The organism is Alteribacillus sp. YIM 98480 (assembly GCF_009765375.1).
Classification (GTDB): domain Bacteria; phylum Bacillota; class Bacilli; order Bacillales; family Marinococcaceae; genus Alteribacillus.
This window is the reverse complement of sequence record NZ_VTOK01000009.1, coordinates 96,506-112,835: the sequence shown is the minus strand read 5'-3', so window position 1 is coordinate 112,835 and position 16,330 is coordinate 96,506. Positions and strand designations below refer to the sequence as shown.

The window sequence follows — 16,330 nt, the reverse complement described above, 5'->3', positions numbered from 1 at the left end:
GGTTTTTTACTTGGCTGTAGAAGAATTATACAAACCTGTGAACCCGGTTCGTTTTGTTACAGCTTCTAGTTTGTTCGACGGCCACGATGCTTCGATCAACATCATGCGCCGACTCCTCCAGGCAGGGGGAGCCGAGGTAATCCATTTAGGTCATAATCGTTCTGTTGAAGAAATAGTAGACGCTGCGATACAAGAAGATGTACAGGGGATAGCTATATCCTCTTATCAAGGAGGACACATAGAATATTTTAAATATTGCTACGATTTACTCCGAGAAAAAAACGCTGGCCATATTAGAATATACGGAGGCGGAGGAGGCGTCATTACTCCTCCGGAAATAGAAGAACTCCATAATTACGGCATTGCTCATATATTTTCCCCGGAGGACGGACGTACATTTGGTCTGCGCGGTATGATCAGTCAGATGTTAAAAGAGTGTGATTATCCGACTTTTAAAAGCGGCAAGGCTTTGTTGGAAGAAGTAAAAGACAAATCAAGTCAAGCTGTAGCCCGGTTTATTTCAGTAGTAGAAGAAGACAAAGAAAACTTAGATGAAGAATGGCACAGTGCTTTGAAGGAACTACAGTCAATTGGAAACAAGGTGCCCATTTTAGGTATTACTGGAACGGGAGGAGCCGGAAAAAGCTCTCTTACAGATGAGCTAGTCAGACGTTTCCTGCGCGAGTTTACAGACAAAACCATCGCCATTTTATCGATTGATCCGACAAAACAAAAAACAGGCGGCGCCTTGCTTGGTGACAGGATTCGCATGAATGCGATACACCATCCTCGCGTTTTTATGAGAAGTCTTGCAACGAGAGGGTCCAAAACAGAAACGACAAAAAGTTTACGTGAAGCTATTGCAGTAACAAAAGCTGCTGGATTTGACTTTATTATTATTGAAACAAGCGGGATCGGACAAGGCGATGCTGAAATTACAGAATTTGCTGACGTTTCAATGTATGTGATGACAAGTGAATTTGGCGCCCCTTCTCAATTAGAGAAGATAGATATGATTGATTTTGCAGACTTAATTGCTATCAATAAGTTCGACCGGAAAGGATCTGAGGATGCATTTCGCGATGTTCGAAAGCAATACCAGCGCAGTCACATGTTATTTGATGAGGACCTTAGTAAAATGCCTGTTTACGGGACAATTGCCAGTCAATTTAATGACCCTGGAACGAATGTTTTATTTGCTGCGTTAGTAAATACGATTAATAAAAATTTTGGGACCGAATGGGAAACTACGATTGATACAACCAAAGAAACGGGCAAGAAAGATTTAATTATTCCACCAGAGCGTTCCCCGTATTTACGTGAGATTGTCCAGACGGTTCGTCAATATAAAGGTCATTCATTAGAACAGGAAAAAACAGCAAGAAAGCTATTTCAATTAACTGGGGCGATCCAGTTATTAAAGGAAAAAGGCGTGGATACTAAGGAGCTTGAAAAAATATATGATAATTTGGAAGAAACGCTTGATTCAGACGTAAAAAAACTTTTAGAAGAATGGGATCACTTAAAAGAATCGTATAAGCAAGATACCTTTACTACGGTTATTCGAGATAAAGAAATTGTCACAGAGCTTCAAACCGAAACGCTTTCTGGTTTGAAAATCCCTAAAGTAATTTTACCTTCTTTTGAGGATTGGGGAGAAATTGTACGCTGGTCATTAAAAGAAAATGTTCCCGGCCGTTTTCCCTTTACAGCGGGAGTTTTTCCGTTTAAACGAAAGGGAGAAGATCCAAAGCGGCAATTCGCCGGAGAAGGAACTCCCGCGCGGACGAACCGCCGTTTTCATTATCTTTCTAAAGGTGATGAAGCAAAACGATTAAGCACGGCGTTTGATTCTGTGACTTTATACGGCGAAGACCCGGATTACCGTCCTGATATTTATGGAAAAGTAGGTGAAAGCGGCGTCAGTATTTGTACGCTAGAAGACATGAAGAAACTGTACGAAGGCTTCGATTTAATTTCGCCGACAACCTCTGTGTCCATGACAATAAATGGACCTGCACCAATTATTTTAGCGATGTTCATGAATACAGCCATTGATCAGCAAGTGGAGCGTTTCGAAAAAGAAAATGAGAGAAAACCAACTGCCGAAGAATACGAAAATATGAAAGCGCAGACGCTATCGACCGTTCGTGGAACAGTGCAGGCCGATATTTTAAAAGAAGACCAAGGCCAGAATACGTGTATTTTTTCTACAGAATTTGCTCTTAGAATGATGGGGGATATTCAACAGTATTTTATCGACCACAACGTTCGTAACTATTATTCGGTTTCTATTTCGGGATACCATATAGCAGAAGCAGGAGCCAACCCGATTAGTCAGCTGTCATTTACCCTTGCAAATGCATTCACATATGTGGAGTATTACTTAAGCCGTGGTATGCACATTGATGATTTTGCTCCTAACTTATCGTTTTTCTTCAGTAATGGACTGGACCCGGAATATGCGGTGATTGGCCGTGTTGCCCGCCGGATTTGGTCTACTGTTATGAAAAATAAATATGGCGGGAATGAACGCAGTCAAAAATTGAAATACCATATTCAGACATCAGGACGCTCATTGCATGCGCAGGAATTAGATTTTAACGATATCCGCACCACTCTGCAGGCTTTGCTTGCTATATATGATAACTGTAATTCTCTTCATACAAATGCTTATGATGAAGCTGTCACTACTCCAACAGAACATTCCGTCCGTCGTGCAATGGCTATTCAAATGATCATTACAAAAGAACTCGGCTTAGCTAAAAATGAAAACTCTGTACAAGGTTCGTTTATTATTGAAGAGTTAACGGATCTTGTCGAAGAAGCAGTGTTGCAGGAGTTAGAACGTCTTAATGACCGCGGAGGCGTCCTTGGTTCCATGGAAACCCAGTACCAGCGCGGAAAAATTCAGGAAGAATCGATGTATTATGAAATGAAAAAGCACTCCGGGGAATTGCCTATAATTGGAGTGAACACATATTTAAATCCGGAAGAAGAAGAGGAAGAGTTTGATATGGAACTCGCTCGTGCAAGCAAAGAGGAAAAAGAGGGCCAGATTAAAAGCTTACACCATTTTCAAGAACGAAATAAAGAAGAAGCAAAAACAGCTTTAGCTAACCTTCAACAAACGGCAGTCAGCGGCGGTAACATTTTTGAAGAATTAATGAAAGCGGTACGTGTAGCGAGTCTTGGTCAAATAACACATGCCCTTTACGAAGTAGGAGGCCAATATCGAAGAAATATGTAAAAAAATGCCAGGTTAAACAACCACTTGTTGTAATGGAGAAGCCCTCGTTTAAAATTAGCTGATGTTGGAGTAACAGATCCTATATTTAGGAATGAATAAGCAGAAGATAATACCAAGAAAATAATCAGAATCAAGCAGGCCAAAGCCTTGTTGCTCCGGCCTTTCTTATTTTATTTAAAAACGCTGGCATAAATACCCTAAATATGTTTATAATGAAAAGTATGATTTTGACGGTTTAGCTCTTACTTTAAGGGGCTTTATGATAACCTTGATGCCATGATTTGTAATACTTAGCGGAAAGGAAGTGAAATCCGTGAGCATCTCTGATTACAATGAGGAACAAATCGAAGAAATGTCCGCGGTCGAACTGGCTCATATTTTATTGGGAGACGAAGAAAAACCATATGACTACCAAGAGCTGATCAAAAAGATTTCAGATTTAAAAAGTCTCTCTCCAGAAGAGAAAAAAAATCGCCGTACGAAACTGTTTACAGCAATGAATCTGGATGGACGTTTTGTTCATTTAGGTGAAAATCATTGGGGATTAAGAGAGTGGTATCCGCTTGATCAATCTGATGAGGACTTAAGCACCACGGTTAAAGCACCGAAAAAACCAAAAGCAGACGATTACGATGAATTTGAAGATGATTTTGATGAAGATCTAGAGGATATTGAAGATGAACTAGATGAACTATCGCAAGAAGAAGACGCTGATGATTATGAAAGAGACGATGAATTTGAAGGCTTTGGGTCGGATGAAGAACATGTCGGAGAAAAAGACAAATATTAAAATGTATTTGGGCTTGACTTTTATTTAGGGGCTCGGTAAAATCATTTTTGGGCTTTGACGATTACAAATTAAATCTTTTTATATGAGAAAAATAAACAAGCAAAAGTGCGCCCCTCCAAAGGGTGAGGTGTCACTTTTGTTTTTTTTTTAATTTAGGAATGTTTATCTTTGTTAAAGGAACAAAGTATAAGAAAGCATAAAATTTTGCGCTTTGATGTCTGGCTTCAGCGCCCATCCTCCCGCGGTTAAATACCTCCAGTCATTAAAGGAAAAAGCACTTTTATTGCCTGGAGAACATTTACCTGTCGAGGCTGATCAGGGCGCTTGTGCTTTTCTTATGTGAACATCGGAAAGTATAAATTAATAAAAAGGCAAGTGCCCCGGTTAAAATAAACGAACTTTTACGAAGACAAGGAAAAAGTGTGTTTGGCAGAATCTCTAAGAGTTTTCTCTTAAGGCTTCGAACAGTGATTGTTCGAACATCGAAAATGTCTAGAAAGAACGTCCTATGCAAGTCATCGTAGAAGCTGCTATATGAGTCCTGAGTTTTTTAATACTTTAGGTAATCTTAACTTTGTTAAAGGAACAAAGTATAAGAAAAACTATAATTTTTGCCATTTGGATTTGGCGGTAAGCCAAGTTTTTCTAATGAAATAAGTAACCATACATTACTTTCACTTATTGTCCCGCCCAGTTCTCTTATTCACCAAAGATTAAAGGAGTAGATGAATACATGGCTAGCAAGTATATTTTTGTCACTGGAGGCGTTGTTTCTTCTTTGGGTAAAGGAATTACAGCCGCATCTCTTGGCCGCCTGTTAAAAAACCGCGGTATGAGTGTAACGATTCAAAAGTTTGACCCTTATATTAACGTTGATCCTGGAACGATGAGTCCGTATCAGCACGGAGAAGTGTTTGTTACAGATGACGGAGCAGAAACAGACCTTGACCTTGGCCACTATGAACGTTTCATTGATATAAACCTCAGCAAAAACAGCAACGTAACAACAGGAAAAGTATATTCTTCTGTGATTCGCAAAGAACGCCGCGGTGATTACCTAGGTGGAACCGTTCAAGTCATTCCTCACGTTACGAATGAAATAAAAGAGCGAGTGTATCGTGCTGGCAGTGAAACAGGGGCAGATGTAGTTATTACCGAAATTGGCGGAACGGTTGGGGATATTGAAAGTCTTCCTTTTCTTGAAGCGATCCGGCAGATTAAAAGCGACGTTGGTGTAGAAAATGTCATGTATTTGCATTGCACACTTATTCCTTATCTTTCTGCTGCCGGTGAAATGAAATCCAAGCCGACCCAGCATAGTGTAAAAGAGCTTCGCAGTCTTGGTATTCAGCCGAACGCTATTGTTGTGCGCACAGAAAGCCCTGTACCACAGGAGATGAAAGACAAAATTGCTTTATTCTGTGATATTAATAAAGAAGCGGTTATTGAAGCTCGTGATGCGGACACGCTTTATCAAGTGCCGCTTGACCTGCAAGCTCAGAAATTAGACCAGTTCGTTTGTGACTATTTAAAGTTAAACGGAAAAGAAGCAGACATGGAAGAGTGGAAAATGCTGGTTGAAAAAGTCCAGAATTTATCAAGCAAAACAACGATTGCACTTGTAGGTAAATACGTCTCTCTTCCAGATGCATATCTTTCCGTAGCTGAGTCTTTAAAGCATGCCGGCTACGCATTTGACTCAGATGTGGAGATTCAATGGATTAATTCAGAGCACGTAACAGAGGAAAATGTGGAAGAAAAATTAAAAGACGCAGATGGAATTCTCGTTCCGGGCGGATTTGGAGACAGAGGTATTGACGGGAAAATTGCTGCCATTAAATATGCCCGTGAAAAGAAGGTTCCATTTCTAGGAATATGTCTTGGGATGCAATTGGCTTCTGTTGAGTATGCGCGTAACGTAGCTGGGTTGAACGGAGCGGATTCTGCAGAACTGAATCCAGAAACGGAGCATCCAGTTATTGACCTGCTGCCAGAACAAAAGGATGTGGAAGACTTAGGCGGAACACTTCGTTTAGGATTGTATCCTTGTAAATTAAAAGAGGATACGAAAGTAAAAGCTGCCTATAATGAAGAAGTGGTGTATGAGCGTCACCGCCATCGTTATGAATTCAACAATTCTTACCGGGAAACCATGGAAAAAGCTGGATTTATTTTTAGTGGAACAAGCCCGGATGGACGTTTAGTGGAAATCATTGAAATTGAAGATCATCCATATTTTGTAGCTTCTCAGTTTCACCCTGAGTTTGTGTCTCGTCCTACAAGACCTCAACCGTTGTTCCGTGAATTTATACAGGCTTCAATAACAACAAATAGATAATGAAACAAAGAAGCTATTCCGTGTGTTTTTACCACTTACGGAATAGCTTCTTTTTAAAAAGGTAAGAAATTATAAATATTTGGCGTTTTTGATGTCTAGCTCCATTGCCTACTCGCTCGAGGTTCCTTCGGTTCGTCAATGGAAAGCAAAGATCAGCTTTCCATATGCCGCCCCTCCAGGACTTGTCGCTCGTGAGCAAGGGCGCTTGCGCTTTTCTTACTTTAAGAATGCTATAAACTGAATATGTTTACAATCGGTATCCTCGACAAATATTATTCTAATTCATCAAATAGTTCTTTTATATTTAAATAAAGAAGCTGACCGGTAAAAAGGGTGGATAGTGCGGACGGGTCACCTATGCGGCTGCCATGTTCATCTGGTATAAGGCCGCCGCGTACATGAGTGTGAATCCAAACGTCTGTTGGTTCTAGTGTTATCCCGCCTTCCTCTTCGGTAAAAGGAGCAATTACCACAACTGGCACTTCAGATGATTGCAAAAGCTCAATATAAGAATGTAAATATGCTTCTTCTTCTTTCTCTGCTAAAACAATCGCCCTATCGACAGGCTCAGCCTTGAATTCTTTCGAATCTATTACTTGTATGGTTTGGGGCGGAGCCTCTTTATGATAAGCTAAATTTACTGCATTTCCTCTCATAGAAGGTGTGGCGTAAATTAGCAGACTGCCCGTGCCGGCTGGACCTTGTGCTGCTAACCTCGCCCCATTTTCAATAGCTTCTTCTTCTTGTTCCATTATTTTTTGAAACACACCTTGCAGCTGGGTAGCAAATATTTTCATTTTTCTCACCCCATGCCTTTCTGTTCACGGTTAATTCTTCTCTATTATACGCCAATGAATGACAAGCAGAAACTATCAAGACTTTAGCATTATTTTACTATTAAAAACAAATTACTAAATGAAGGAATTATAATGGAAAATATGGAATATGTAGAGGGGGCAGCATTGTACGGAATTTGTCCGACAGCTGGTGATGAGAGAAATGGAGGGGGACAACCATGCAAAAGGTTCTCATTGTAGATGATCAGTATGGAATAAGAGTTTTGTTAAAGGAAGTTTTGGTAAAAGATGGTTATGAGGTACACCAAGCATCGAATGGATTACAAGCTTTAGATATAATGGAAAAAGAAAAACCAGACTTGCTGCTATTAGATATGAAAATACCTGGTATGGATGGAATTGAGATTTTAAAGGAAAGAAATAATCGACAACTTGCAGCAAATATGGAGATAATTTTAATGACTGCATATGGGGAATTAAATGTAATAAATGATGCGAAAGAACTTGGTGCATCTACTTATTTATCCAAACCTTTTGATATCGATCAAGTTAGAAAAGAGATAAAATCTCTTTTGTCAATCACATCAACGCAAACGGATAAAAACAGATTTCGAGGGAAATGAACAATTTCATACAGGGTAGATGAAATTCAAATATGATATGCTATAATAAGTGCAGAAAACTAATGGAGAACTTCATTCTTGAGCCCTGTTACATAGTAGCGCTTTCCTCACCGCTGCGAATGAATAAAATTTGGTAAGAGTAAGTTAAAAATGTAGAAACGCACCGGCCATGCTTTTCCCCGATAGATGCTCCCCCTTGCTTCCTGACATCTTTGTAAGAGATGGCGAGGAAAAGAATTGGATTCGTACAAAAGTACGCCGACTAGAGAGAATCGAGGCCGTTCCTCCCCGAAGCGCTTTTTTGAAAAGAAGAAGCAAGAAGGTCGAGGAAACAAGGGAAAGTAGGAGGGAGCGTCCAAGAGTACGAGCCCGACTGAGAGAGTGCCCCTTGCCGAAGAGATTCGAAGGCATTCCTAACCGAAACGCTTTTTTTAAAAGAAGAAGCAAGAAGGTCGAGGAAACAAGGGAAAGCAGGAGGGAGCGTCCAAGAGTACGAGCCCGACTGAGAGAGTGCCGTTGCCGAAGAGATTTGAAGGCATTCCTAACCGAAACGCTTTTTTAAAAAGAAGAAGCGAGAAGGTCGAGGAAACAAGGGAAAGCAGGAGGGAGCGTCCAAGAGTACGTGACCGACTGAGAGAGTGCTGTTAACGAAGAGATTCGAAGCTTATTCTTTTCAAAAACGCTCTAGAAATGCTGGCTCCATTAGAAGCTAAATTTTAAGGAGGATTTTTTTATGCCTTTAGTATCCATGAAAGAAATGCTTGATAAAGCAAAGGCGGAAAATTATGCAATAGGCCAGTATAACTTGAACAACTTGGAATTCATTCAAGCAATCCTGCAAGCAGCGGAAGAAGAAAAATCACCACTTATTTGCGGTGTTTCTGAAGGTGCAGCTCGTTACATGGGCGGATTTAAGCCAGTAGTATCCATGGTAGAAGCTCTCATGGAAGCTTACAATGTAACAGTTCCAGTGGCTATTCATCTCGACCATGGTTCTAGTTTTGAAAAATGTGTAGAGGCTATTCATGCAGGTTTTACATCTGTTATGATTGACGGATCCCACTACCCGCTAGAAGAAAATATTGCATTAACGAAACGTGTCGTAGAAGTAGCTCACGCTGTCGGTGTATCCGTAGAAGCTGAGCTTGGTCGAATTGGCGGACAGGAAGACGACGTGATTGTTGATGATGCAGAAGCCGCTTATGCGATTCCATCAGAGTGTAAAGAACTAGTTTCACAAACTGGTGTAGACTGCTTTGCACCTGCACTTGGTTCTGTTCACGGACCATACAAGGGTGAACCAAACCTTGGTTTTGACCGTATGAAAGAAATTGACGGACTCGTTGGTATCCCTCTTGTACTGCATGGAGGTACTGGTATTCCGGCAGAGGATGTACAAAAAGCAATAAGCTTCGGCCATGCTAAAATTAATGTAAATACAGAAAGCCAAATCTCTTCTGCTGCTGCCGTACGTAAAACATTAGAAGAGAAACCAGAGCTTTATGATCCTCGTAAATATATGGGGCCTGCTCGTGACGCTATTAAAGAAACAGTTAAAAGTAAAATGCGCGAATTTGGTTCTTCTAACCGCGCATAAAGTGAGTAAAGAAGCATTGTAATCGGGAGAAGAGTTAATAAGTATGTAAACGGACACTAACCTGTTTCATGCCTGTTAACTCTTCCCTTTTACCATAGAAAGAATTTGAACGACCGGGAGGCAAATCATGAAATTTTTCATTGATACGGCAAGTTTAGATCAAATTAAAGAAGCTCATGAACTAGGTATATTGTCGGGTGTTACAACAAACCCAAGCTTAGTAGCTAAAGAAGGGGTAGACTTTAAGGAGCGTCTCCAAGAAATTACAAGTATTGTAAAAGGTTCCGTAAGTGCTGAAGTCATCTCAACAGAAGCTCAGGGTATGATTACAGAAGGGCGCGAATTAGCGGCTGTAGCACCTAATGTTACCGTAAAAGTTCCAATGACTACAGAAGGTTTGAAAGCGGTTAAGGTTTTTTCTGAAGAGAACATTCAAACTAACGTGACGCTTGTTTTTTCTTCGGTTCAAGCACTTTTAGCAGCGAGAGCAGGAGCCACCTACGTTTCTCCATTTTTAGGACGTTTAGATGACATCGGCCACAATGGTCTAGACTTGATCAGTGAGATTTCAGAAATTTTCCACGAGCATGGCATTGAAACAGAAATTATTGCAGCTTCTATCCGCCACCCTCTTCATGTTTCAGAAGCAGCTATTCGAGGTGCACACATTGCGACACTGCCGTTTAAAGTAATCTCCCAACTAGTACAACATCCATTGACAGATCAAGGAATTGACAAGTTTCTCAGCGATTGGGAAAATCGTTCTCGCTAACAGAGAAAAAATAGTCCGGCAGAGCAGGTTGTCGGACTTTTAACCTATTTGTCTAAAAAGAAAATTTTTTCAAGATGGATGTCTTCTTGTGCGTCTAACCGTCCAAGAGGTTGTCCATAATGAAAAAAGATAAGAAAATGGAAGAGTACTGGTAGTAAGGTACATTGCTAATATTTTCTTATCGGCCGACAAAAGATGAGCAGCATCACAACGAGACTATGAATGAGGAAGTGAAATCGCTCATGGAAAAGTTGATGGTTGAAGGAGGACATCCTTTAAACGGAAAAATACATATCAGCGGAGCCAAGAACAGCGCGGTAGCTTTAGTTCCTGCTGCAATTCTTGCTGATTCTGTTGTTTCTATTGATAACCTGCCGGAAATTTCTGATGTAGAAACATTAGCCTCTTTGCTAGAAGACATTGGAGCTTCTGTTTTTTACGAAGGCAGCAGTATGACGATTGATCCAAAAAAAGTCATACCAATGCCTTTACCAAATGGAAGAGTGAAAAAATTAAGGGCTTCGTATTATATGATGGGGGCGATGCTAGGCAAATTTAAACGAGCAGCTATCGGTCTGCCCGGTGGATGTAATTTAGGTCCGAGACCAATTGATCAGCATATTAAAGGGTTTGAAGCCCTCGGAGCTAAAGTAACCAATGAGCACGGAGCCATTTATTTGAGAGCAGATAAGCTTCAAGGAGCACGTATTTATTTAGATGTCGTAAGTGTAGGTGCAACGATTAACATTATGCTGGCAGCAGTAAAAGCAGAAGGCCGCACCATAATAGAAAATGCAGCTAAAGAACCGGAAATCATTGATGTGGCTACTTTATTAACTAGTATGGGGGCCAAAATTAAAGGTGTGGGAACGAACGTTATTCGTATTGATGGAGTCGATGAATTAAGCGGCTGTGCTCATTCCATTATTCCCGACCGTATTGAAGCAGGAACGTACATTATTGCTGCTGCAGCTATGGGAGAAGAGGTTCTCATAGATAATGTTATTCCTGATCATCTCGAATCACTTATAGCAAAACTAAGGGAAATGGGCGTTCGAATTGAAGCAGGGGATGACCAGATTTTGATTCGCTCATCTCCAGAGTTAAAAAGCATAGATATAAAAACACTTGTTTATCCAGGGTTTGCTACAGATTTGCAGCAGCCTGTTACCGTTCTTTTAACGAAAGCACAGGGGACAAGCATAGTAACAGACACAATATATAATGCTCGGTTTAAACATGTGGATGAACTCCGCCGCATGGGAGCAGAAATAAAAGTGGAAGGACGGTCTGCATTAATCAACGGTAAAAAGCGTTTGCAGGGAGCAAAAGTAAAAGCTAGTGATCTGCGGGCAGGAGCCGCTCTGATTATTGCGGGGTTAATCGCAGAAGGAGTTACAGAAATAACGGGAATGGAACACGTAGACCGTGGATACGAAGACTTAGAAGAAAAACTGTTAGCATTAGGTGCAAATGTTTGGAGAGAAAGGCTTAGCACAGAAGAAGCTGAACAAGTGAAAAGTTCATAAAGAAAAATGGGAGGGGACTGGAATGGAAAGAAGTTTATCAATGGAACTTGTCCGTGTAACAGAGGCAGCTGCTCTGTCTTCAGCGCGATGGATGGGCAGAGGAAAAAAAGAAGAAGCAGATGATGCAGCAACAAGTGCGATGCGGGATGTTTTTGATACTATACCTATGAAAGGAACAGTGGTCATCGGAGAAGGGGAAAAAGATGAAGCTCCGATGCTCTACATAGATGAAAAACTTGGTAATGGGTATGGACCGAGAGTCGATGTTGCCGTGGATCCTCTCGAAGGAACTAACATTGTTGCAAATGGGATGTGGAATGCCCTGGCAGTAATTGCAGTTGCTGATCATGGCAACTTGCTGCACGCGCCAGATATGTACATGGAAAAGATTGCAGTTGGTCCGCAAGCAGTAGGTAAAGTAGATATCAATGCACCCGTTGAAGAAAACTTAAAAGCAGTGGCTAAAGCAAAAGGCAAGGATGTAGAAGATGTGGTGGTGACTATATTAAATAGAGATCGCCATAGTAAATTAATACAAGACATACGCGATGCAGGAGCAAGAATAAAACTCATTCAAGATGGTGACGTAGCAGCTGCCATGAATACTGCTTTTGAAGAGACTGGGATTGACATTTTAGTAGGCTCTGGCGGAGCACCTGAGGGAGTTTTATCCGCTGTTGCTTTGAAATGTTTGGGCGGGGAACAGCAAGCAAAACTTCTTCCAAAAGATGATGAAGAGCTTGCCCGCTGTAAGAAAATGGGGATTGAGGACGTTTCCCGTGTACTTCATATGGAAGACCTGGTTGGTGGCGATGATGCTATATTTGCAGCAACCGGTGTTACGGATGGTGAATTGCTGAAAGGTGTCCATTATAAAGGAGCAAATGCTACCACACAATCACTTGTAATGCGCGCAAAATCGGGAACTGTACGATTTGTAGATGGAAAACATAATGTGAAAAAGAAGCCAGATTTTGTCATAAAGCCTTAAAAGATGCGGAGAAAAAGCTGCTTTTGTGATCATAGAGCAGCTTTTTTTCTTTATACTTTCGGGGATGTTTAACTTTTTAAAGGATCAAAGTGTAAGCAAACTACGCCTTCCGCCATAGGGCTTGGCGGCAAGCCGGGTTTTTCTAGCACGGACCTTGCGAGAGCTCCCAGAAAAAGGAACTTCTGCTAAAGGCGAGAGCGTCGACGTACAGGACGTGAGGAACTTATCCGAATGTCATTTAGAAAAGGGCGCTTGCGCTTTTCTTAAAGGTAAGAAATTATAAATAGTTGGCGTTTTACATGTCTAGCGCAAGCGCCTACTCGCTCGAGATTCCTTCGGTTCGTCAATGGAAAGCAAAGATCAGCTTTCCATATGCCGACCCTCCAGGACTTTTCGCTCGTGAGCAAGGCGCTTGCGCTTTTCTTATTTCAAGTAATATTTTAGAAGGACTTCACTTTTTCTATTGCCATTCAAAAAAAACGTGTTTAAAATGAGTAAGAAGCGGGAATAAAAGATAGATAAACGGATCGTGTGTTTATCCCCAATGAAAAACGAAAATCTGCAGAATGGTTCAACGTAAATTCGGCCTGCATAAACCCACTCCTTTGAACGGAACGTTTCCCTAATAAAGCGTAAAATACTCCATTCCCATCCGAATTAGAACTCTCAAGATAAAATGAAAAGGATTTATGATAGATGAATAAGAAGAAAAGTGGTGACATTTTTTGAGTGTAAACATAGCAGAATTAGAAAATAAAACGCTGAAGGAGCTGTATAGGCTGGCGAAAGACTATAAGGTTTCCTACTACAGCAAACTAACAAAACGAGAATTAATATTTGCGATACTAAAAGGACAAGCCGAAAAAGACGGATTAATGTTTATGGAAGGTGTCCTTGAAATCATACAAACAGAAGGATATGGGTTTTTAAGGCCTATCAATTATTTACCGAGTTCAGAGGACATTTATATTTCGGCTTCTCAAATTCGCAGGTTCAGTTTAAGAAATGGCGACAAAATATCTGGGAAAGTGCGGCCGCCAAAGGATACGGAAAGGTATCACGGTTTATTGATGGTAGAGGCAGTAAATGGAGAAGACCCAGACACCTCAAAAGATAGACCGCACTTTCCAGCGCTTACTCCGCTTTATCCAGAAAGCCGGATGACGTTGGAAAATAAACCGGGTAGGATCAGTGCCCGTCTTATTGACTTAATTACACCGGTTGGGTTTGGACAGCGCGGTCTTATCGTAGCCCCCCCTAAAGCAGGGAAGACGTCGCTCTTAAAAGAAGTGGCAAACAGCATTACTGAAAATCATCCCGAAACAGAATTAATCGTACTGCTTGTAGATGAACGCCCAGAAGAAGTAACAGACATTGAACGCTCGGTCGATGGAGACATTGTAAGCTCCACTTTTGATGAATTACCTGAAAATCACATTAAGGTATCAGAACTCGTTTTAGAGCGAGCGATGAGGCTTGTGGAGCATAAAAAGGATGTTGTTATACTAATGGACAGCATCACTCGTTTAGCGAGAGCGTATAATCTAGTTATTCCTCCTAGCGGCCGAACATTATCAGGTGGTATTGATCCTGCAGCTTTCCACCGTCCAAAACGATTTTTCGGCGCTGCTCGTAATATTGAAGAAGGCGGCAGTTTAACCATTCTGGCAACAGCTCTGGTGGATACTGGGTCTCGAATGGATGATGTGATTTATGAGGAATTTAAAGGCACCGGGAATATGGAACTGCATCTCGACCGCCGCTTAGCAGAACGCAGAATCTTCCCATCAATTGATATTCGTCGTTCTAGTACTCGAAAAGAAGAATTACTTGTTTCAAAGGATCATTTAGAAAACTTGTGGGCAATTCGAAAAACAATGAACGATTCTCCTGATTTTGTGGACCACTTCATCCGCAGGTTAAAGCAGACAAAAACGAACGAGGAATTTTTTGAGGAAATGGAAAAAGACAAAGCAAAAGGATCTGCAGCAGGCCGCAAATAATATGCTCATCAAGGAGATGTGAATTTTAAAAGAAGTATGTTGAAAAAATCGCTCCTCCTTGTTATAATCTCGTTATGTGTGAAATTGACTCTGACATATTGTGATGATGTGTGTTCACAGATATGTCATCATCATAAGATAGCAGGGCGGAAGGAGTGAAATTCAATGAAACAAGAAATCCATCCAGATTACAAAAAAGTCGTATTTTTGGATACAAGCACAGGTTTTAAGTTTTTGAGCGGTTCTACAAAAGGTTCTGAAGAAACGATTGAGTGGGAAGATGGGAACACATACCCTCTAATTAAAGTAGAAATCAGCTCCGATTCTCATCCGTTTTATACTGGAAAGCAAAAGCTTGCCGATACAGGCGGACGTATCGACCGTTTCAAAAAGAAATACAACCTCAAGTAAGGCTTGCGGGCTGAAACAGGCAAGGGAACGCCACTTGCCTGTTTTTTTTGTTTCGTTTTAAGAGCTAAGTTTTCCGCTATCTTGTTATGGCGGCAAGCGAAAGTTTTTTAACTGTGATAGGTTCGATACGGTTCAATATTAACAATCTAAACATTAATAATATACGAGCAAAAGTTTGTGCAGGGTAGCGAAGGACTAAGGAGAGAAGTTTGTGGCACAGCTATTTTTTAAATATGGAGCAATGAATAGCGGAAAATCAATCGAAATTTTAAAGGTAGCTCATAATTATGAGGAACAAGAAAAACCAGTCCTCATCTTTACTTCTGGATTGGATAATAGAGATGAGGTCGGTTATGTCTCGAGCAGGATAGGTTTTAAAAGAAAAGCGCTTCCTATCTTTGAAGAAACAAATGTTTTTAAAGCAGTTAAAAATTGCGAGACTCGGCCATTTTGTGTCCTGGTAGATGAAGTTCAATTCTTAAATAAAGAACATGTTCTACAGTTTGCACAAATTGTGGATGAGCTGGATATTCCAGTCATGGGGTTTGGTCTTAAAAATGACTTTCAAAATGAATTATTTGAAGGCAGTAAATATTTTTTGCTTTACGCTGATAAAATTGAAGAAATGAAAACAATATGTTGGTTTTGTGCAAAGAAAGCCATTATGAACTTGCGAGTAGATGAGAATGCAAACCCTATTTATACAGGTGAACAAATTCAAATTGGTGGACATGACTCCTACTATCCAGTATGCCGCCAATGTCATTCCAATCCGCCAATCTAATACAGGGCTGGACAATAATTTGCAGCTGGAATTTTGTTATCACACAATTCCAAGACTTTCTTGAAATGTCTGATAGAACAATGGGAGTCAGCGTACAGGAAGTACCTTGTTATAAGTTAATTTCCTAATAGTTGGTAAGTGGAAAATGGATTCAATCCCTTTTCAATAAAAATAGAATTCATAAATAGCTCCTTTATATCGGGCAAGGACGATATAAAGGAGCTATTTGTGGTATGGGCTCGGCGGCAATTTTTCAAATGCTAGTTTCACTTCCCATTTGAATAATCAAGTTCCGAATAAAAATAGTTCTGTCAAAAAGGCTCTATACCGGTCCCGACCTCAGGTGTTTTTTTAGGACGTAACAATGAAATTATAATATTTATTGTTAGCATACCTGACCAAATAATGGATGTGAAATACATATTATCTAATAATGAAAACTGTA

Annotated in this window: 14 protein-coding genes; 13 read left to right on the top strand and 1 reads right to left on the bottom strand. The window is 40.6% G+C overall.

What is annotated here, in order from left to right; all coding sequences use genetic code 11:
* The first annotated feature begins 10 nt into the window (after positions 1-10).
* The 4 genes from icmF to FZF09_RS12845 all read left to right on the top strand — a co-directional run bounded on the left by icmF (position 11) and on the right by FZF09_RS12845 (position 6,619).
* A complete protein-coding gene (gene icmF / locus FZF09_RS12860) occupies positions 11-3,250 on the top strand; it encodes a fused isobutyryl-CoA mutase/GTPase IcmF (RefSeq protein ID WP_158737012.1) in 3,240 nt (1,079 codons plus the stop codon).
* Between the two features lie 313 nt (positions 3,251-3,563).
* The gene (rpoE, locus tag FZF09_RS12855; protein WP_158737011.1) at positions 3,564-4,040 is read left to right on the top strand and encodes a DNA-directed RNA polymerase subunit delta; all 477 of its coding nucleotides are present in this window, start codon (positions 3,564-3,566) and stop codon (positions 4,038-4,040) included.
* A gap of 733 nt (positions 4,041-4,773) precedes the next feature.
* A complete protein-coding gene (locus FZF09_RS12850) occupies positions 4,774-6,378 on the top strand; it encodes a CTP synthase (protein WP_158737010.1) in 1,605 nt (534 codons plus the stop codon).
* Positions 6,379-6,469: 91 nt separating this feature from the next.
* Positions 6,470-6,619: a hypothetical protein gene (locus FZF09_RS12845; RefSeq protein WP_158737009.1), complete on the top strand. Its 150-nt coding sequence runs from the start codon at positions 6,470-6,472 to the stop codon at positions 6,617-6,619.
* A 31-nt stretch (positions 6,620-6,650) separates the two neighbouring features.
* Here the strand turns inward: FZF09_RS12845 and FZF09_RS12840 are convergent, their stop codons facing one another.
* Positions 6,651-7,175, bottom strand: a complete 525-nt coding sequence (locus tag FZF09_RS12840) for a DUF2529 family protein (protein WP_158737008.1) — start codon at positions 7,173-7,175, stop codon at positions 6,651-6,653.
* Positions 7,176-7,393: 218 nt separating this feature from the next.
* On the opposite strand from FZF09_RS12840, the gene FZF09_RS12835 reads away from it, so the two are divergent.
* The 9 genes from FZF09_RS12835 (at position 7,394) to FZF09_RS12795 (ending at position 15,885) form a co-directional block, all read left to right on the top strand.
* Positions 7,394-7,798 (top strand): response regulator, encoded by a 405-nt coding sequence (locus tag FZF09_RS12835; protein WP_158737007.1) that lies wholly within the window; start codon positions 7,394-7,396, stop codon positions 7,796-7,798.
* A gap of 733 nt (positions 7,799-8,531) precedes the next feature.
* Positions 8,532-9,395, top strand: a complete 864-nt coding sequence (fba, locus tag FZF09_RS12830) for a class II fructose-1,6-bisphosphate aldolase (RefSeq protein WP_158737006.1) — start codon at positions 8,532-8,534, stop codon at positions 9,393-9,395.
* Positions 9,396-9,522: 127 nt separating this feature from the next.
* Positions 9,523-10,167 (top strand): fructose-6-phosphate aldolase, encoded by a 645-nt coding sequence (gene fsa, locus FZF09_RS12825; RefSeq protein ID WP_158737005.1) that lies wholly within the window; start codon positions 9,523-9,525, stop codon positions 10,165-10,167.
* Between the two features lie 242 nt (positions 10,168-10,409).
* On the top strand, positions 10,410-11,696 hold the full coding sequence (locus FZF09_RS12820; protein WP_158737004.1) for a UDP-N-acetylglucosamine 1-carboxyvinyltransferase: 1,287 nt from the start codon (positions 10,410-10,412) through the stop codon (positions 11,694-11,696).
* A gap of 22 nt (positions 11,697-11,718) precedes the next feature.
* Positions 11,719-12,687: a class II fructose-bisphosphatase gene (gene glpX / locus FZF09_RS12815; protein ID WP_158737003.1), complete on the top strand. Its 969-nt coding sequence runs from the start codon at positions 11,719-11,721 to the stop codon at positions 12,685-12,687.
* Between the two features lie 299 nt (positions 12,688-12,986).
* Positions 12,987-13,181, top strand: a complete 195-nt coding sequence (locus FZF09_RS12810; RefSeq protein ID WP_158737002.1) for a hypothetical protein — start codon at positions 12,987-12,989, stop codon at positions 13,179-13,181.
* A gap of 231 nt (positions 13,182-13,412) precedes the next feature.
* A complete protein-coding gene (gene rho, locus FZF09_RS12805; protein WP_158737001.1) occupies positions 13,413-14,690 on the top strand; it encodes a transcription termination factor Rho in 1,278 nt (425 codons plus the stop codon).
* 165 nt (positions 14,691-14,855) lie between these two features.
* The gene (locus FZF09_RS12800) at positions 14,856-15,101 is read left to right on the top strand and encodes a type B 50S ribosomal protein L31 (protein ID WP_091586555.1); all 246 of its coding nucleotides are present in this window, start codon (positions 14,856-14,858) and stop codon (positions 15,099-15,101) included.
* A gap of 211 nt (positions 15,102-15,312) precedes the next feature.
* Complete coding sequence (locus FZF09_RS12795) at positions 15,313-15,885, top strand: thymidine kinase (protein WP_158737000.1); 573 nt, start codon at positions 15,313-15,315, stop codon at positions 15,883-15,885.
* The last annotated feature ends 445 nt before the right edge of the window (positions 15,886-16,330 follow it).